General features: G+C 61.9%; 15 protein-coding genes. 7 read left to right on the plus strand and 8 right to left on the minus strand.

Features of this window, described 5'->3' with window-relative positions; genetic code table 11:
* Positions 1 to 50: 50 nt before the first annotated feature.
* The 3 genes from BLR26_RS08915 (at position 51) to BLR26_RS08925 (ending at position 6,496) form a co-directional block, all read left to right on the plus strand.
* On the plus strand, positions 51 to 1,955 hold the full coding sequence (locus BLR26_RS08915; protein ID WP_093380037.1) for a hypothetical protein: 1,905 nt from the start codon (positions 51 to 53) through the stop codon (positions 1,953 to 1,955).
* A gap of 222 nt (positions 1,956 to 2,177) precedes the next feature.
* A complete protein-coding gene (locus tag BLR26_RS08920) occupies positions 2,178 to 4,073 on the plus strand; it encodes a hypothetical protein (RefSeq protein WP_143013263.1) in 1,896 nt (631 codons plus the stop codon).
* A 221-nt stretch (positions 4,074 to 4,294) separates the two neighbouring features.
* Entirely contained in the window at positions 4,295 to 6,496 is a 2,202-nt protein-coding gene (locus BLR26_RS08925; RefSeq protein WP_093380042.1) for an autotransporter outer membrane beta-barrel domain-containing protein, read from the plus strand.
* 45 nt (positions 6,497 to 6,541) lie between these two features.
* Here BLR26_RS08925 and BLR26_RS08930 read toward each other — a convergent pair whose 3' ends face one another.
* The 5 genes from BLR26_RS08930 to BLR26_RS08950 all read right to left on the minus strand — a co-directional run bounded on the left by BLR26_RS08930 (position 6,542) and on the right by BLR26_RS08950 (position 11,915).
* Positions 6,542 to 7,573, minus strand: a complete 1,032-nt coding sequence (locus BLR26_RS08930) for an AbrB family transcriptional regulator (RefSeq protein WP_093380044.1) — start codon at positions 7,571 to 7,573, stop codon at positions 6,542 to 6,544.
* The gene (locus BLR26_RS08935; protein ID WP_093380045.1) at positions 7,566 to 9,080 is read right to left on the minus strand and encodes a tripartite tricarboxylate transporter permease; all 1,515 of its coding nucleotides are present in this window, start codon (positions 9,078 to 9,080) and stop codon (positions 7,566 to 7,568) included. Before BLR26_RS08935 ends, BLR26_RS08930 begins: the two co-directional genes overlap by 8 nt.
* 1 nt (position 9,081) lies before the next feature.
* Positions 9,082 to 9,540, minus strand: a complete 459-nt coding sequence (locus BLR26_RS08940) for a tripartite tricarboxylate transporter TctB family protein (protein WP_045197606.1) — start codon at positions 9,538 to 9,540, stop codon at positions 9,082 to 9,084.
* Positions 9,541 to 9,610: 70 nt separating this feature from the next.
* A complete protein-coding gene (locus BLR26_RS08945; protein ID WP_045197609.1) occupies positions 9,611 to 10,591 on the minus strand; it encodes a Bug family tripartite tricarboxylate transporter substrate binding protein in 981 nt (326 codons plus the stop codon).
* Between the two features lie 34 nt (positions 10,592 to 10,625).
* Complete coding sequence (locus BLR26_RS08950) at positions 10,626 to 11,915, minus strand: OprD family porin (RefSeq protein WP_045197611.1); 1,290 nt, start codon at positions 11,913 to 11,915, stop codon at positions 10,626 to 10,628.
* A gap of 201 nt (positions 11,916 to 12,116) precedes the next feature.
* Here BLR26_RS08950 and BLR26_RS08955 point away from each other — a divergent pair, with 201 nt between their 5' ends.
* Together BLR26_RS08955 and BLR26_RS08960 are read left to right on the plus strand one after the other, a co-directional pair.
* Entirely contained in the window at positions 12,117 to 12,788 is a 672-nt protein-coding gene (locus BLR26_RS08955) for a response regulator (protein ID WP_045197613.1), read from the plus strand.
* Positions 12,781 to 14,160, plus strand: coding sequence for a sensor histidine kinase (locus tag BLR26_RS08960; RefSeq protein ID WP_093380047.1), 1,380 nt, complete (start codon positions 12,781 to 12,783; stop codon positions 14,158 to 14,160). The genes BLR26_RS08955 and BLR26_RS08960 overlap by 8 nt, the downstream gene beginning before the upstream one ends.
* Here BLR26_RS08960 and BLR26_RS08965 read toward each other — a convergent pair.
* Positions 14,157 to 14,963: an HDOD domain-containing protein gene (locus BLR26_RS08965; protein ID WP_045197617.1), complete on the minus strand. Its 807-nt coding sequence runs from the start codon at positions 14,961 to 14,963 to the stop codon at positions 14,157 to 14,159. The two genes, BLR26_RS08960 and BLR26_RS08965, sit on opposite strands and share 4 nt — an antisense overlap.
* Before the next feature lie 55 nt (positions 14,964 to 15,018).
* Positions 15,019 to 15,960 (minus strand): CAF17-like 4Fe-4S cluster assembly/insertion protein YgfZ, encoded by a 942-nt coding sequence (locus BLR26_RS08970; RefSeq protein WP_093380050.1) that lies wholly within the window; start codon positions 15,958 to 15,960, stop codon positions 15,019 to 15,021.
* 165 nt (positions 15,961 to 16,125) lie between these two features.
* Here BLR26_RS08970 and BLR26_RS08975 point away from each other — a divergent pair, with 165 nt between their 5' ends.
* The gene (locus BLR26_RS08975) at positions 16,126 to 16,380 is read left to right on the plus strand and encodes an FAD assembly factor SdhE (protein ID WP_045185642.1); all 255 of its coding nucleotides are present in this window, start codon (positions 16,126 to 16,128) and stop codon (positions 16,378 to 16,380) included.
* Positions 16,364 to 16,816, plus strand: a complete 453-nt coding sequence (locus BLR26_RS08980) for a protein YgfX (protein WP_093380053.1) — start codon at positions 16,364 to 16,366, stop codon at positions 16,814 to 16,816. The genes BLR26_RS08975 and BLR26_RS08980 overlap by 17 nt, the downstream gene beginning before the upstream one ends.
* Here the strand turns inward: BLR26_RS08980 and nadB are convergent.
* The gene (gene nadB, locus BLR26_RS08985) at positions 16,785 to 18,401 is read right to left on the minus strand and encodes an L-aspartate oxidase (RefSeq protein ID WP_045197623.1); all 1,617 of its coding nucleotides are present in this window, start codon (positions 18,399 to 18,401) and stop codon (positions 16,785 to 16,787) included. The two genes, BLR26_RS08980 and nadB, sit on opposite strands and share 32 nt — an antisense overlap.
* Between the last annotated feature and the right edge of the window lie 214 nt (positions 18,402 to 18,615).

Consider the following 18,615-nt stretch of genomic DNA (forward strand, 5'->3'; position numbering starts at 1 on the left):
CAGCTACAGGCTCGCTGCCACGGTCTTCTTCGCTGGAAGGAACTGTCGCCATGGGTTCGGACGATTCTGATGCTACTGATGAACCGGTAAATCCCCGGGAGCGCTACGCCGCGCCGTTCGTTCCGGCCGCTATGGAGTTGACAGAAGATGACGTGCTGGGGCATTTGGTCCGCAGGGAAGACCAGTTACGCCCATTGGAAATCAGCATCAGGGAGATCTGGGCGGATTACAATGCCGCTCCTCCGGGCCTCGATACGACAGTCGAATTTCTCTGGCGAGGCGATGTAGTTGAAACATTTACCTTTTCTCAGCCAGTGATCCCGGATGATGTGATCCCGGTTGTCTGCAAGATGCCCTCGGAGTACATGGCGGCGCCTGGCCCCGCCCGGGTCGAGTACCGCGTTACGGTATCGGTGAACCCGTCCACTTCGCACGCAACGCACCTGTTCATCGATAAACAGGCGCCCAATGGCGACGAAGAAGGTACACCCCTGCAGTTTGACCAGGAAGTCCTGATCAGCGGCGTTACAGAGGATTATCTCAGCCGGCACGACACGGTCGATGCCCGGGTCGAGCCTTGGCCAGATATCAGGGTGGGCGACCTGCTGACCTACTACTGGGAAAAGTTGCCCGTTATCGATACGGATGAGCAACCACGCGAACTGCCCTATGCCGGTGAGTTGCACATCACCGATGTCAATGCGCCGATCATTGTGCAATACGATGCGATGCTGGTCCGAGAGAGCGGTTCAGGCCCGCATAACGCCTACTATCGCCTGGAAGATCGAACCGGTAATCGCGGGCCAACGTCCGAGGTCCAGCCAATTGAGGTAGTGCTGGATGAATTGCCGGGCGACCTGCCTGACCCTCGGGTGCCCAGGTTCGATGTCGATGGGCTGATTGACCTGGAAGATGCCCGTGCAGGTGTCGAGGTTCACATCGACGTCATCAGCGACGCACTGCAAGGCGATCAGGTTCAGGTCTACTGGCGCGGGCTGGCGCTTCGCCTCATCACCATTGCCGAGAACCAGCAATGGCCTTTGAGGGCCCCGGTCAGTTGGGCAATTCTAGCGGCGGGAGGCTTTGCTGCACCTTTTGTTGATCGGGTGCACTACACCTGGCGACGCGGTGGGGCTTCGCTCACCTCTTCGACCTTATGGGTAGACATCGACCTGACGGTGGCCGGTCCGCCTCCCGGTCCGGATCCGGTCAACCCCTTGTTGCTACCGGCTGTAGTCAAGGGCACGACAGCCGATAATGTGCTCACAGGCGCCGATGCCGGGCAGGACGCGCGCGTCGAGATCCTTCTGTATGACAACTCGCAATTCGGTCAAGTGCTGGAGTTGTTCTGGGGCAGTCATCCGCAGGCGGTGGATCGCTACGAGGTGAAGGCTGAGGATGTTGGCGGGCAATTGATCGTGCTGAGGGTTCCTTGGGCGATTATCCATAGTGTCGGCAATTCACCTGCCTTGCCGATGCAGTACACCACGTTCAATGGGGTTAACCGGCAGCGGTCACCCGTAACATCCGTGCGTGTCGAGGTGCGAGTCATCGAAGGCCTGGCGCCCGCCACCTTTCCAGATGCCAAGACCAATCAATGGATACGTTGCGAAGAACAGCCATGGTTGGGCGTTCGGGTAGAGATCCCCAAAGACCCGCAACTGCAGGTGGATGACAAGCTCATCCTGCTTTGGGAGGGCGACTACAACCAATCGGGCAATAACCCGATCCCTGGAACCCAGGGACGTTTCGAGCATGTTCTGACCCGCGAAGACCTCGAAGCCGAGCATGGCTACAGGTTCACCGTATTGCCCTACGACCCGCTGATCAAGTTGGCGGCTCGAAGTGCGCCGGGTGGGGGGGCGGTAATGTCCGTTATCGGCTGGAGAAAGGCGACGGTAGTGGTGTGGGGGAGTCGGGGTTGGCCCGTGCGAGGTTGTCAGTCATCGATCTGAGTACGGGCCTGTATTGTGATCTAGAGGCGTGAATACTGTGTTCAAGGATGTTGACTCAATACGCTGAAGTGATTGCGCAGTTGCGATAAACAAGACGACGTTTTGCTCTGAAAAAAGGTTTGGCTTCGCCCCCGCAATGCCGTTGCTTGGCAGGACGGCGGCTGGGTCGACTGAGGTGCTGATGGTGTTCCAAGCCTATTTCTATTTGCAGGAGATACCAAGATGACCAAGTTTGAAGCGACAACCAAGGCGTCAGCCGAAAAAGCCAAAACACGGGCCCCACAGCCTAGAAGTTTTAGAAACTTGTTTAATCCACCGGTGCCTATTAATACTGAGCAAAATATTCCCGGGGGACAGATTAATCTGCTGCGTACACCGAAAATCCCGGAAGGACTCGAGGTGGAAATTCCGGCTTTCACTACAGTGGGGCCGCCCGGCACAATCGATACGGTAACCGTTTATATTAACGAAAGGCCGGTTCACAGCGTTGAGTTGCCGGTCCCTCATGTGATCACATTTCCCATTCCGGTGACGCTGCAAGACCCAGTGCTTGAGTCGCATGGTGAGAAAGTTGTTTATTTTGACGTCGTCAACTCGATAAATCCCAATGATGGAGTTTCGCAGAATCTTACGGTAACAGTCGACAGGCTTGATCCCAATCTTGGTGCTTTCCCAACGGCCATCATTCTTCCGGAGGACCTGCCGGATGCCACGGTGACGCCGGAGTATCTGGAAGCGCACGACGATGAGCTGGTGTTGCAGATTCCAGATTACCTTGACCCGCAAGTGGGTGACTACTGGGCGATTCTCTTTGGTGATGAGCAGTCCCAGCCGAATAAAGGCGGGCTGGTTAGCGAAAGGCCTATCAATGTAGTGCTGACAAAGGACGAGCTGCTCCTTGCCGGGCCTGGCACCAAGCAGGTGACCTATATACTGGAAGACCGGGCCGGCAATCCGACCAAGCTGGCATACCGCCAGCAAGTGTTCGTTATCCTTGAGCCAACACCTATCGACTTGCTGGCGCCCAGGGTTGACGCTGCGCCCATTGACATTGTCGAAGCACGTGAGGGCGTGCTGATCGAGGTGGATGAGTATACCAATGCGGCGTCGGGTGACGAAGTGCGCGTTTACTGGAATGATATTTATGTGGATCGGGTCTTCCTGCCGCCCACGCCTAACTGGCCTTTACCGTTTACCGCACCATGGGCAGTCATCTCCAGTGGCGTCGAAGGGACTGCGCATATGGCCCAGGTGCGCTATGAAGTCATCCGTAGCAAGGCCTATCCCTCCCCAGTACTGGACGTGGAAGTAGACCTGGAGTTGATTGGGCCACCTAACCCGGGCGAACCCGATCCGGTCAACCCGGCGCTTGATGTTCCACTCCTGACCTCGTCGACGGGGGAGCTGAATCTTTTGCGCCCAGAGGATGCAGGCCAGCCTGCCGACGTCAGTTTTACCCTCTATGATCCTGCGCAAACCGGGGAGGTTATTCGGCTTTACTATGGCCCGGAAAACCTGTTGGTGGCCACCTATACAGTGCAGAGCACAGACAATCCCGGTGACCCGATCGAGTTGCAAATCAGCTGGGACGATATTGTCAAAGTCGGCAATGGAACGGACATTCCGCTGTTCTATAAAATTTTTGCCAATGCGACCACCACCAACTTCCAGTCGTCGGGCAGTCAATTGGTGGATGTCAGGGCCATTCCATTGGCAGAGGTCAACGCGCCTGAGTTGAATTTGCTCGAAACCCAAGCGGGTATCAGTTGTTCCGATTTTCCATGGCGAGGCGTTAATGCCAGGGTTGTTGATGCTCAAAATCTTCAAGTGGGCGACATCGTTACTTTGCACTGGCTGGGCCTTGAAGGTTTTACCAATTCGCAGCCTGTCGAAGAAACGCGTTCATCTTTCCCACGGGAAGTGCTCAATCAAAACGAAGTGGACACCGGGGTAAATCTTACGATCCCATGGATTCCTTGCATGGAGCCGCTGCGCAGCGGTTTTGTCGAGCTGTATTGGATTCAGGAACGTGGTGGCGAGGATATTGGCCGTTCTCCAGTGAAGTCTTACTACTACTTTGGAGAACAGGGGACCGGGCTTTGCCCAGGAAGGCCATAAGCTGAGTGTTTGATAATGAATGAGGCCGAGCAATGCTCGGCTTCATTTTATCTATATGGGCGCGACACTGCCTGTTGATTACGCCTACTTCTTATGAGGAATATTCCTACATAAGATTCTGTCAGAAGTTTCTATTCTGCGCTCCGAACAAACGGGGCTTGAACTAGTTGGCTCTGTTTAATCCGGAACTGAATAGTCTCAATGCTGCGGAGTAGAATCTCATGACCAAACCAAGCATCTTCAAACCCTCGGCGCTTTCGTGCGCCTTGCAGGCAGCCCTTGTCGCACCTTTGGTGATGGCATCGGCTCAGGCCCTGGCTATCACCAAGGTTGTCGAAAGCAACCAGACCTTTACCGCTACCTCGGGGACGCCGTCCTACAACTATGGCGTATTGGAAAATGCCACTCTGAATGTCCAGGGTGCGCGGACCGAGCACATTCAAGTGCGCAAGGGCCAACTGAACATCGAGGGTGGCACCGTCACTGCCGTCGGCTCGAACAACGCTGTTGCCCTGGTGAGCAGTACCGCCCGTATCGCCAACGCACGTATCGATAGCGCCCAGGGCAACGGCCTGACGGTTGGCCGATTGCTCGATGGTTCGGCGACCGGGTCCGAGGTCCAGGTCCAGAGCAGCGAAATCAACGGTGGCCGATTCGGTGCAACCCTCAGCGCCTATAGCAATTTGTCGCTCAAAGACTCGAGCCTGACCGGTGCTACGGCTGATGGTCTGTTGATGATCGGCGGCCAGGCCCAGGCGCACAACAGCGTGATCAAGGGCGCCGAGAGCGGTGTGCGTTTGTCTCATGAATACTATGGCTCTGAAGCCAACGAGCAGGCGCCGACTTTGCTGCTGGACAACAGCAAAGTGATCGGGGAAGCAGGGCCGGCCCTGGTGGTGGATTCTGCAACCACCGCCCGTATCGACGTACTCAATGGTTCGAGCCTGGAAGGCGCCAATGGCACCCTGCTTGAGCTCAAGAACGGTGGTTCGGCAGAGATGCAGATTGGCCGCAGCGACCTGGTCGGCAATATTCAGGTAGGCGATGGCAGCACTGCGCAACTGACCCTGAACGATCAATCGCTGTTCAAGGGGCGCCTGGAAAACGTCGACGCACTGGCGCTCAACGGCGACAGTACCTGGGCGCTGGTGGGTGACAGCCAGGTTGAACAATTGAGCCTGCAGGGCGGCCATGTGCAGTTTGGCGAGCCTGGCCAGTTCTATCGCCTGGACCTGGGAGAGCTGTCTGGCAACGGCACCTTTCATATGTCGGCTGACTTCGCCACTGGCGAAGGCGACCTGCTCAATGTCAGCGGTCAGGCCAACGGTCAGCACACCCTCGCCATCAGTGCCAGTGGTCACGACCCGGCCGCTGTCGAGCGGATCACCGTGGTCACTACCGGCGGCGGCGATGCCGAGTTCAGCCTGGTGAACGGTCCTGTCGACCTGGGCGCGTTTTCCTATGACCTGACCAAGGAAGGCAACGACTGGCACCTGGACACCGAGAAGAAAGTCATCAGCCCCGGCACCCGTTCGGTCCTGGCGCTGTTCAATACCGCACCGACCGTGTGGTATGGCGAGCTGTCGTCGCTGCGCACCCGCATGGGCGAGTTGCGCTACAACGAAGGTAAAAGCGGCGCCTGGGGCCGTGCCTATGGCAGCAAGTACAACGTTGCCGAGTCGTCTGGCACCGCCTACAAGCAAACCCAGCAGGGCTTCACCCTGGGTGCCGATGCCCAGGTGGGCGACAGCCAGTGGCTGGTGGGTGTGCTGGCCGGTCATAGCAAGTCCGACCTGGACCTGAGCCGCGGTACTACCGGTACGGTCGACAGCTACTACGCCGGTGCCTACACCACCTGGCTGGACCAGGACAGCGGTTACTACTTTGACGCGGTGGCCAAGGTCAACCGCTTCGACAACAAGTCCAAGGTGGCCATGAGCGACGGCAGCCAGGCCAAGGGCAACTACAAGACCAACGGCGTCGGTGCGTCGGCCGAGTTCGGTCGTCACATCAAGCTCGATGACGGCTACTTCGTTGAACCTTTCGCCCAAGTGTCGGCAGTGAGCATCCAGGGTGCATCCTACGACCTGGACAGCGGCCTGAAGGCTGAAGGTGACCGCACCATGTCGGTACTCGGCAAGGCCGGTGCCACGGTAGGTCGCAACTTTGATCTTGGCGAGGGGCGCTTTGCCCAGCCGTACCTGCGCGCTGCCGCGGTGCACGAGTTCGCCAAGAACAACCAGGTCAAGGTCAACGACAACGTGTTCAACAACGACCTGTCCGGCTCGCGTGCCGAGGTCGGTGCCGGTATTGCCGTGTCGCTGTCCGAGCGCCTGCAGTTGCATGCCGATATCGATTACAGCAACGGCGACAAGATCGAAAAGCCGTTCGGTGCCAACGTCGGCGTGCGTTTCACCTGGTAAGCGCGTAACTGAAAAGAGGACGCCTTGGCTTCCTCTTTTTTTGTTTCAGTCGCAGCGTTTGTCCCAGTGCCTGAATAACGGTTCGGCCAGAAACAGCACGAACAGCAAACGCATCACCTGTAGCGCCGTGACCAGTGGCACCGACAGTTGCAGGGTTTCGGCGGTCAGGCTCATTTCGGCGATGCCGCCGGGCATCATGCCCAGGGTCAGCGAGCGCAGGTCGAGGTTGGTCATGACACTGAGCACACCCGCCGCAAGGCCTGCGATCAACATGGTCAGCGCCGTGGCAATCAAGGTGCGGCCGAGAAACGACGGTGCCCGGCGAAAGAACGCGCGGTTGAAGTGACAACCCAGACCGCTGCCGATCAGCCATTGGCCGATCTGGCTGGCGCCATCGGGCAGGGCCACCTGCAGGTTGGCGCTGACACTGGCCACCGCCGCCACCAGCAACGGCCCGAACAGCCACGGGTTGGGTTGTTTCAAACGCTGCCAGCCCAGGGCCAGCAACACCCCCAGCGGGCAGATCACAACCAGCCAGCCCCAGTGCACGCTCCCGGCGTGGGTCAGCGGCACGCCATTGCCGAGCAAAAACTTGAACAGCGCCGGCACACACAGCACCACCGCCAGCACCCGCAAACTCTGCGCTGCCGCCACCTGGCTGAGCACCGCACCGTTACGGGCGCCGAGGTTGACCATCTCCCCGGAGCCACCGGGCATGCTGGAAAAGAACGCTGTGGCCCGGTCTTCGCCAGTACGGCGCAGCAACCACACCCCGACCACACTGGAAACACTGGTGATCAGCGCCCCGCAGAAAATCAGGCCGAAGTTGCTCGCCACCTGCTCGACCACCGCCGGGGTGAAGTGCAGGCCGATCCCGATACCGATGATCCACTGCCCGCATTTGCGCCCGCCGGGGATCTCGCTCAATTGCCAGGGCGTCAGGCAACGCACGAGGATGATCGCCAGCAACGAGCCGACCATCCACGGCAGCGGCCAGCCGACCCTGCTGGCGAGGTAACCGCCGGCCAGGCCGACCAGGCCGGTGGCCCAGTACAGTTTCAAGCGGCCATCAGACATCGGCCAGGGCACGACGCTGAAGGCTGCGCTTGCGCCAGATGCGCAGCAGCGGCAAAAGCATCATGGCGATGGTCAGGGCCCACACGCTCATGCTGATCGGGCTCGACCAGAGGATGTCCAGGGCACCATTGGAAATCGACAGCGCCCGGCGCAGGTTCTGCTCCATCAACCCGCCGAGGATGAAGCCCAGCAAGATTGGCGACAGCGGGAAGTCCAGCTTGCGCAGGATGTAGCCGAAGATACCGATGCCGATCATCAGGAACAGGTCGAAGGTGGTGGCATGCACCGCGTACACGCCGATCGCGGTGATGATCGCGATCACCGGCACCAGCGCCCAGTTCGGCACGGCGAGGATGCGGGTGAAGATGCGGATCATCGGGATGTTGAGGATCACCAGCATGATGTTGGCGATGAACAACGACGCGATCAGGCCCCAGACGATGTCCGGTTGCTGGGCGAACAGCATCGGCCCCGGGGTGATGTTGTACAGAGTCAGGGCGCCGATCATCACGGCGGTGGTGCCCGAGCCGGGTACGCCGAGGGTCAGCATTGGCACCAGGGCGCCGCAGCAGGAGGCGCCGATGGCGGTTTCCGGTGCGGCCAGGCCGCGCTTGTCGCCCTTGCCGAAGGTGCCGCTGGCACCGGCGATGCGCTTTTCGGTCATGTAGGCCACGGCGCTGGCCAGGGTTGCGCCGGCACCGGGCAGCACGCCCATGATGAAACCGAGCAGGCCGCAGCGAATGTTGACGACGAATACCGAGGCCGCTTCCTTGAAGTTGAACAGCATGCGCCCGGTGGCTTTCACCGCTTCGTGGCCATGGTGGGTTTTTTCCAGCAGCAGGAGAATCTCGCTGATGGAGAACAGCCCCAGCACCAGCACCACGAACTGAATGCCATCGGCCAGGTGCACGCTGTCACCGGTGAAGCGGTACACGCCGCTGTTGGCGTCGATGCCGACACTGGAAAGAAACAGCCCGATCAGCGCGGCGATGAAGGTCTTCAACGGCCGGTCGCCGGCCATGCCACCCAGGCAGACAATGGCGAACACCATCAGCACGAAATACTCCGCCGGGCCGAAGGCGATCGCCCATTTCGCCAATAGCGGCGCGAACAGCACCATGCCGCAGGTAGCGATAAAGGCGCCGATGAACGAACTCCAGGCCGACAGCGACAGCGCCACCCCGGCCAGGCCCTGGCGGGCCATGGGGTAGCCGTCGAGGGTAGTCATGACCGTCGACGCTTCACCGGGGATATTGAGCAGGATCGAGCTGATCCGCCCGCCGTATTCGCACCCCAGGTACACCGCTGCCAGCAAAATCAACGCCGACTCCGGCGGCAGGCCGAGAGCGAAGGCAATCGGGATCAGCAGCGCCACGCCGTTGATCGGGCCCAGGCCCGGCAGCAGGCCGACCACGGTGCCGATCAGAGTGCCGGCGAGGGCGGTAACCAGGTTGTAGGGGCTCAGGGCGACGCCGAAGCCCTGGCCGAGATAACCAAGCGTATCCATGTCAGTTCTCCAGAACGTCGAGCAGGCCGAGGGGCAGGGGCACATCCATCACACGGTCGAACAGCCAGTACAGGGCGATGCTCATCAGGCCGATGATCACCACGCTGGGCAACCAGCGCCCGCCATACAGGCGCGCCATCGGCACGCCGATGAGGATGCTGCTGACAATGAAGCCCAGTGGCTCGAAGGTGGCGGCAAAGACCAGCAGCAAGGCGACGCAGAGGCCGATCTTGTTCAGGGTTTCGCGGTCCAGTTCGGGTTCGTCGTCCTTGTGCACGATCGGCGTGGGACGAAAGGCCAGGTACAGCAGGCCGGCGGCCATCAGGCCGAGCATCAGCAAGGGATAGGCACGTGGCCCGACCGGTTCGTAGGAAAAGGCTGCCTGGTAGGGCCAGGCCATGACGGCCAGGGCGGCGCACAGCGCCAGCAAAAACAGGGCGAAGAGACGTTGCAGGATCATTGCGGAATCCTCTTTTCGCGGGGCAAGTGGGAGCGGGCTTGCCCCGCGATGCGTTCGAAAGGGGAGAGGCTTATTGAATCAAGCCAAATTCCTTGGCCAGGGCCTTGTAGTCAGCCACCTGCTTCTTGACGTAGGTGTCCAGTTCGACACCGGTCATGGCGAAGGGGAACAGCTCGCGCTGATCGCGCAGCTTGGCGAACTCTTCGGAGGCCAGCAGCTTGTCGAACGAGGCTTTCCACCAGTCGTACTCTTCATCGGTGACTTTCGGCCCGAGGTAGAAACCGCGCACCACCGGCCAGACGATGTCGTAGCCTTGTTCCTTGGCGGTGGGGATGTCCTTCATTTCCGGCTCGTCCAGGCGGGTTTCGGCGAACACCGCAAGCAGGCGCATGTCACCGCTCTGGATGTGCGGCATGGAGTCGGAGATGTCGGTACTGCCGACCTGAATGTGCCCGCCGAGCAGCGCCGTGGCGATTTCGCCGCCGCCTTCCAGGGCCACGTAGCGCAGGTCGCGCGGGTTGATCCCGGCGGCCTTGGCGATCAGCGCGGTCTGCATCCAGTCCTGGCTGCCGACGGTGCCGCCGGAGCCGATCACCACCTTGCTCGGGTCTTTTTTCAGCGCCGCGACCAGGTCGTCGAGGGTCTTGTAGGGCGAATCGCTTTTCACGGCAATGGCACCATAGCTGGTGCCTACCGCCGCCAGCCAGCGCACGGCGTTTTCATCGAAACGGCCGAACTTGCCCTGGGCCAGGTTCAGCAACGAACCACTGGACCAGGCCACCAGGGTGCCGGCATCGGCCGGACGCTGGGCGACCACCGCGTTATAGGCCACCGCGCCGACACCGCCGGGCATGTAGGTGACGCGCATCGGTTTGCTGAGGATCTTTTCGTTGACCAGGGCGCTTTGCACCAGTTTGCAGGTCAGGTCGAAACCGCCGCCGGGCGAAGCCGGGGCGATGCATTCAGGGCGTTTCGGTTCGCCCGCCAGAACGTTGCCGGCCAGCAGCAGGCAACCGGTGGCGAGGGCAATGCGGCGCAGTGAAAAAGTCATCGTGTCTCTCCGTGAACGTTATTGTTATCAGGGATTACCACAGCGCAAGGCTGTAACTCACCAGCAGTCGCACTTCGTCGGCATCGCGGGCGAAGTTGGAGCGGAAGGTGGCGTTGCGCAGGCGCACGGCGACGTTTTTCAGGGCGCCACTTTGCACCACGTACTTGAACTCGGTGTTGCGTTCCCACTCCTTGCCCTCGCCACCATCGGCCAGGCTGACATTATCGCCGCTGATGTAGCGGCTCATGAAGGTCAGGCCGGGGATGCCGAGCTTGCTGAAGTCGTAGTCGTAACGGGCTTGCCAGGAGCGCTCGTCGGCGCCGGCGAAGTCGTTGATCTGTACGAAGTTGACCAGGTACGGGTCGGCGCCATCGACATAGGGGAAGGCGGTGTCGCCGGACAGGTGCTGGTAGCCGGCGCTGAGCTTGTGGCCGTTCAGGCCGTAGCTGAGCATGCCGTTGAGCGCGGTGTTGTCGATGTTGCCACCGCGGGCCTGGCCCTGGTCGTCACTGAAGGCCATGCGCAGGTCGGCGCCGAAGGTGCCCGGGCCCCACGGCTGGGAGGCGATCAGGCCGACGAAGTGCTGGCGGTAGACGTCATCGAGCTGGGCCCAGTGGTAGCTGCCGGTAATCTTGTCGGTGAACCTGTAGTCCAGGCCGGCCATGTCGAAATGGTTGCCGGCGACGGTGCCAAGAAATCGGCTGTTCTTGTTGTTGAGGGCGATGTCCTCGTTGTTGGTGCTGTCGCGGTCGCGGGCTTTTTCCAGGCGCCCGCCGGTAAATGTCAGGTTTTTGATCTCGCCCGAGGTCAGCAGGCCGCCCTCGAAGGTCTGCGGCAGGATGCGCCCGTCGTTGGGCTGCAGGGTCGGCAGCTCCGGGATCAGCGTGCCGATCTTGAGTTCGGTCGCGGAAATCTTCACCTTGCCGGTCAGGCCGAGTTTGGAATACTCGTCGGCGGCGCGGCCATCGTCGTGGGTTGGCAGCAGGCCGGTGCCGGTGCGGTCGGGGCTTGAGTCGAGCTTTATACCGAGCATCCCCAGGGCATCCAGGCCGAAGCCTACAGTGCCGTCGGTATAACCTGACTCGAAATTGAGCATGAAGCCCTGGGCCCATTCGTCACGCTTGGATTGCTGGGCGCTGGTGCCATCGCGAAAGTCGCGGTTGAAGTACATGTTGCGGGTTTCGAAGCTCGCCTTGCTGTCATCGAAGAAGGCGGCCTGGCTCAACGGGGCGACGCCGGCAAGGGCGAGGGCGCTGGCAACTGCGGTCTGGCGGGAAGGTAGACGTCGGGTAGGCGCGTACGCCTGCGGCTGCATGGACAGCATCGTGGAGTGACTCCGTTATTGTTCTTATTAGTTCGGACCTTGGGTCCGGTTTTACGGCAAGCAGAGTGAGCCGTGAGAGGATGCTAGGGCGTGAACCTTTCGCTAACCTTTCAGCAGCTTTTGATTGCGCCGAAGGCTTCACAGGCGGGCTGTCGGCTGTACACTCCGCGCCATTGAACGCGACGCAAAGGGGAGAAATCGATGCGTGTGCTGCTCGTCGAAGACCATCTGCAACTGGCCGAAAGCGTGGCCCAGGCCCTGAAAAGCACCGGCCTGACCGTGGATGTGCTGCATGATGGCGTGGCCGCCGACCTGGCCCTGGCCAGCGAGGAATACGCCGTGGCGGTGCTCGATGTCGGCCTGCCGCGGATGGACGGATTCGAGGTGCTGGCGCGCCTGCGGGCCCGCGGCAAGACCGTGCCGGTGCTGATGCTGACCGCGCGCAGCGACGTCAAGGACCGGGTCCATGGCCTGAACCTGGGCGCCGACGATTACCTGGCCAAGCCGTTCGAGCTGACCGAGCTTGAGGCGCGGGTCAAGGCCCTGCTGCGCCGTAGCGTGCTCGGTGGAGAGCGCCAGCAGCGCTGCGGGCCACTGGTTTACGACCTCGATACCCGGCGCTTCACCCTCGGCGAAGAACTGCTGACCCTGACCTCCCGCGAGCAGGCGGTGCTCGAAGCACTGATTGCGCGGCCCGGGCGGGTGATGAGCAAGGAGCAACTGGCCGCCCAGGTGTTCGGCCTGGACGAAGAAGCCAGCGCCGATGCTATCGAAATCTACGTGCACCGCTTGCGCAAGAAGCTCGACGGCCATGCCGTGGCGATCGTCACCTTCAGGGGGCTCGGCTACCTGCTCGAGCACAAAGATGCGTAACAGCGACAGCCTGCGCGGGCGACTGCTATGGAACCTGGCAATCCTGCTGGTGGTGCTGATGCTGGCCAGCGGCCTGAGCGCTTACTGGAACGGCCGTGAAGCCGCCGACACCGCCTACGACCGTACCTTGCTGGCCTCGGCACGGACCATCGCCGCGGGCCTGTCGCAACGCGACGGCACCCTCAGCGCCGATGTGCCCTACGTGGCCCTGGACACTTTCGCCTACGACAGCGCCGGGCGCATCTACTACCAGGTCAACGATATTCACCAGCGCTTGATCTCCGGCTACGAAAACCTCCCGGCGCCGCCGCCCAATACTCCGCGCACCGACGATTACCCGGCCCTGGCGCGCTTTTACAACGCCCGTTATCTGGGTCAGGACGTGCGCGTGGTCAGCCTGCTCAAGGCGGTTAGCGAGCCGAACATGAACGGCATGGCCGAAATCCGCGTGGCCGAAACCGAAGAGGCGCGGGTGCGCATGGCCCGCAGCCTGATGGCCGATACCCTGCTGCGCCTGGGCATGCTCGCCCTCGGCGCGCTGATGCTGGTGTGGTTTGCCGTCAGCGCCGCCCTGCGCCCGCTAGAGCGCTTGCGCAGCGCTGTGGAGGAGCGCCAGCCCGATGACCTGCGGGCCTTGCCGGTGGTCCAGGTGCAGCGCGAGCTGAGCCCGCTGGTGCGCGCCCTGAACCACTTTACCGAACGCTTGCGCGGCCAGTTCGAGCGCCAGGCACAGTTTATCGCCGAGGCCGCCCATGAACTGCGCACGCCGCTGGCAGCGCTAAAGGCGCGGGTCGAACTGGGCTTGCGCTCCACCGAGCCGCAAGTCTGGCGCGAAACCCTTGAGGCCGCCGCGCAAGGCACCGATCGCCTGACCCACCTGGCCAACCAGTTGCTGTCGCTGGCGCGGGTCGAAAACGGCGCCCGGGCGATTGCCGAAGGCGGCGCGCAATTGCTCGACCTCAGCCAATTGGCCCGTGAGCTGGGCATGGCCATGGCGCCGCTGGCCCATGCGCGTGGCGTCGCCCTGGCGCTGGAGACCGAGGGGCCGGTGTGGGTGCGCGGCGAGCCGACGCTGCTCAATGAGCTGCTGAGCAACCTGGTCGATAACGCCATGGCGTATACGCCCAAGGGCGGCGATGTGATTCTGCGCGTGGTTGAGCCGGGCATTCTCGAAGTCGAAGACGACGGCCCGGGGATTCCTGAAAGCGAGCGCGAAAAGGTCTTCGAGCGCTTCTACCGGCGCGGCGCCCAGGGCACTGGCCTGGGCCTGGCGATTGTCGGCGAGATCTGCCGCGCGCACCTGGCGCAGATCAGCCTGCACGATGGTGAGCGTGGCGGCTTGAAGGTGCGGGTCAGCTTCAGCGCTGACTAGCGGAACATCGCCTTGGCATTTAGCAGGTCGCTGGCCTGCAGCTCAGTGCCGGTGGGCAGGCCAAGGTGGCGGTAGGCGGGCAGGGCGGCCAGCGGTCGCTCCTTGCTGTTGCTGCTGAGTACCTGGGCGATCTGCACAATATCGACGTAGTCGACCTTGTCGGTGCCGCGATCCAGGTCCTGGATCAGCCCGGGCAGGTGCACCAGTTGCTCGGGGAACTCCCAGACGCTGAGGATCTTGTCGCCCAGTGCCGGGTGAATCTGTTCGATTACATAGTTCAGGCTGACCGGGTCGGAGAGCAGCTCGTTGTGCTCTTCGGCATACAGCAGGATCGGCAGCGCGCCAATCTGATGAACCAGGCCAGCGAGGGCTGCCTGGTCCGGCTTGAGCTGGGTGAATCGCAGGCACAGCTCATAGCTGATGCCAGCCACTTCGAGGCTTTTTGACCAGATCTCGCGCATTTTTTGCTCAACCACATCCGAGCGGGCATGGAAGATCTGCTCGATCACCAGGCCGATCGCCAGGTTGCAGCTGTAGTTGATGCCCAGGCGGGTGATGGCCGTTTGCAGGTCGGTGACCTCGGTGGCGGCGCGCAGCAAGGGGCTGTTGACCACCTTGATCAGGCGCGCCGACAACGCTGCATCGCGACCGATCACCTTGCTTAGGGTACTGACGCTGATCTCGCTGTCTTCGGCGGCTTCGCGAATGCTCAAGGCCACTTCCGGCAGGGTCGGCAGCACCAGGTCATCGTTGTCGATGGCGCTCAGCAGGTGGGCCTGGATCATCTCGGCCATCTTGTTCATGGTGATTCTCTACCGCAATTGACGAGTGCCCCGCCCGTGCAGGGCGGGCGCAGGCTCAGCGCTGGATTTCGCGATCGCGGTCCAGTTCGTAAGGAAGCGTCAGCAGCTCCAGGCGCGGACCTTCGGCGCTGCCCAGGTGCAGGTTGTTGTCGGCAACCGCGTCGGCGGTCAGCACGGCCAGCAGTTCGCAGCCCTGTTCACTGCGGGCCGCCAGTACCACTTCACCAACGGAGGAGTTGTGGGTGGGCGAGAACACTTCGGTACCGGGCTGCGGCAGGTCGCCCTCGGCTAGGGCCAGGCGGTATTGGCGACGCTTGAGCTTGCCCAGGTACTGCATGCGCGCGACGATTTCCTGGCCGGTGTAGCAGCCTTTCTTGAAGCTCACGCCACCCACGGCCTGCAGGTTGATCATCTGCGGAATGAACAGCTCGCGGGTTTGCAGCATGACCTGGCCGATACCGGCGCGGATCTGTCCGAGCAGCCAGTCGTTGAGCCCGGCCTCGGCCAACTGCGCCGCCAGTTGCGCTTGCACCGCCGGGGCCTGCTCGGCAGGTACCCACAACTCGATGCGCCCAGCCGATACGGCAATGGCGACCAAGCCGTTTTGACGGGTGACCGCGTCAGTCTGCACCGGCACTTCCAGGCCCAGGGCCGGCAGCGCGGCTGCACCGTCGTGCAGGCCGAAACGCACCCAGGCAGCGCTGTCGTCGGTCAGCTTGGCCTTGGAGAACACTGCGTACTTTTTAAGGTCGGCCAGTTGCGGTTCGAGCAGTTCGCGGGTCATCGCCAGCAAGTAGCCATCGCCCTCGGAGAGGATGCGAAAGCTCGACTGCATGCGGCCCTTGACCATGCAGCGGGCGCCGAGGCTGGCGGTATGCTCGTTGAGGTAACTGATGTTGCAGGTCAGCTGGCCTTGCAGGAACTTGCCGGCGTCCGAGCCGCGGACGGCGAGAACGCCTTCGTGGGAAAGGGTGCAGAAAAAAGCGGAATCGGCCATGGTTTATCGCAAGGTGATAGGACTGGGGCCCATGATAGAGCGCTGTCGGCAAAATAGGTAGTTGAGTACAGGCCTCTGTCATTATTTGCTCACATGTCCGGACCAACGTCGCGTGTCCCTCGGGCGCTGGCTCTGTATACTGGCGGCCTATTTTTGGAGGGCTTCATGGTCGAACAAATTGAACTCAACAAGCTCTTTTGGCACAGCCGCCGTGGCATGCTCGAGCTGGACGTGTTGCTGGTTCCTTTCAGCCAGGACGTTTTTCCAACCCTGAGCCCGGAAGACCGGGAACTGTACTGGCGCTTGCTCGGCTGCGAAGACCAGGACATGTTCGGCTGGTTCATGGAGCGCAGCGAGTCCGAAGACCCGGAGCTGCAACGCATGGTTCGCATCATCCTGGACCGTGTCCAGCCCAAGTGAGCGTTTCGAATGTCGCTGGCAGGGCTCAAGGGCACTGTTGGCGGCATACCTGGCCAGCCTGCTGCTGGCCTTGCTGGCCCTGAGCCTGCTGCAGGTGCCCCTGTGGTTGCGCCTGGCGGCCATTGCCTTGTGCCTGCTGCATGGCGCCTGGGTCATTCCCCGGTGCATCCTGCTGACCCACCCCAACGCCATTACCGCCCTGCGCCGCGATGCCCACGGCTGGCAGTTGTTCAGCCGCGCCCAGGGCTGGCAGGCGGTGCAGCTCAAGCCCGACAGCCTGGCCTTGCCCGGATGCGTGGTATTGCGCTTTCGCCGGGCCGGGCGGCGTTTCAACGAGGGCCAGTGCATCGCCTTCGACGCGCTGGAGCCGGTGCAGCACCGGCGCCTGCGTTTGCGCCTGAAATTTAGTCGGCGTAGGTGGGCGGCTGCAGGATAGTGTCGCGGGCCTCTGTGAGCATGCCCGGGTAATCCAGGGTGTAGTGCAGGCCGCGGCTTTCCTTGCGTTGCATGGCCGAGCGGATCATCAGTTCGGCGACCTGGGCAAGGTTCCTCAACTCAATCAGGTCGCGGCTGACTTTGTAGTTGCTGTAAAACTCGTCGATCTCATCGAGCAGCAGACGCACCCGGTGTTCGGCGCGCTGCAGGCGCTTGTTGGTGCGCACGATACCGACGTAGTCCCACATGAAGCGCCGCAGTTCGTCCCAGTTGTGCGCGATGATCACGTCTTCGTCCGAATCGGTCACCTGGCTGGCATCCCAGCACGGCAGCGCCCGGGGCATTGCGGTCTGGTCCAGGCGAGCGACGATGTCGTTGGCCGCTGAACGCCCGTAGACGAAACATTCGAGCAGCGAGTTGCTGGCCATGCGGTTGGCGCCGTGCAGGCCGGTAAAACTGGTTTCGCCGATGGCGTACAGGCCCGGCACGTCGGTCAGGCCTTGTTCATCGACCATCACCCCGCCGCAGGTGTAATGGGCGGCCGGTACTACCGGGATCGGCTGGCGGGTGATATCGATGCCAAAGCCCAGGCAGCGCTCGTAAACGGTGGGGAAGTGGCTTTTGACGAATTCGGCCGGCTTGTGGCTGATGTCCAGGTAGACGCAGTCCACCCCCAGGCGCTTCATTTCATGGTCGATGGCGCGGGCGACGATGTCGCGCGGGGCCAGTTCTTCGCGCGGGTCGAAGCGCGGCATGAAACGCTCGCCATTGGGCAGCTTGAGCAGGCCGCCTTCGCCGCGCAGGGCTTCGGTGATCAAAAAGCTCTTGGCCTGCGGGTGGTACAGGCAAGTCGGGTGGAACTGGTTGAACTCAAGGTTGGCCACCCGGCAACCGGCGCGCCAGGCCATGGCAATGCCGTCGCCACAGGCGCCGTCGGGGTTGCTGGTGTAGAGGTAGACCTTGGCTGCGCCGCCGGTGGCGAGCACGGTAAAGCGCGCGCCGAAGGTGTCGACTTCGCCGCTGGTGCGGTCCAGCACATACGCCCCCAGGCAGCGATCGCCGTCCAGGCCCAGGCGCCGTTCGGTAATCAGGTCGACCGCTACTCGCTGTTCCAGCAGCTCGATGTTCGGCCGCAGCCGCGCTTGCGCCAGCAGGGTGGTGAAGATCGCCGCGCCGGTGGCATCAGCGGCGTGGATGATGCGCCGATGGCTGTGGCCGCCTTCGCGGGTCAGGTGGAACTCGAAGCCGCTTTCTTCATCGCCGGCGTGTTCGTCGCGGGTAAAGGGCACGCCCTGGTCAATCAGCCACTGGATCGCTTCGCGGCTATGCTCAACGGTGAAGCGCACGGCGTCTTCGTGACACAGGCCGCCACCGGCATTGAGGGTGTCTTCGACGTGGGACTGCACCGTGTCGGTGTCGTCCAGCACCGCGGCCACGCCGCCCTGGGCCCAGAAGGTCGAGCCATTGGCGAGGTCGCCCTTGCTGAGCACGGCGACGCGCAGGTGACCGGGGAGGGTCAGGGCCAGGCTGAGGCCGGCGGCGCCGCTGCCGATCACGAGAACATCATGTTGGAATTGTTGGCTCATGTCAGGACACTAGTATCTGAAGGGGGGGATCGGCACAATAGTCAGGCGCTTATGGCATTGTGAAACTATCGTGAATCTGGACCGGCTGCCTTTATAGCAGCCCCAAGGCCCTGATTTCCAATGGCGCTTGTGCAGTCCAGGGAGCCTTTTGTGGGAACTTTCCGTGATGTACGGATATCCATAGAAGGATGCCCGCACGCCACAATGCCGCGGC

Source organism: Pseudomonas sp. UC 17F4 (assembly GCF_900101695.1).
GTDB lineage: Bacteria > Pseudomonadota > Gammaproteobacteria > Pseudomonadales > Pseudomonadaceae > Aquipseudomonas.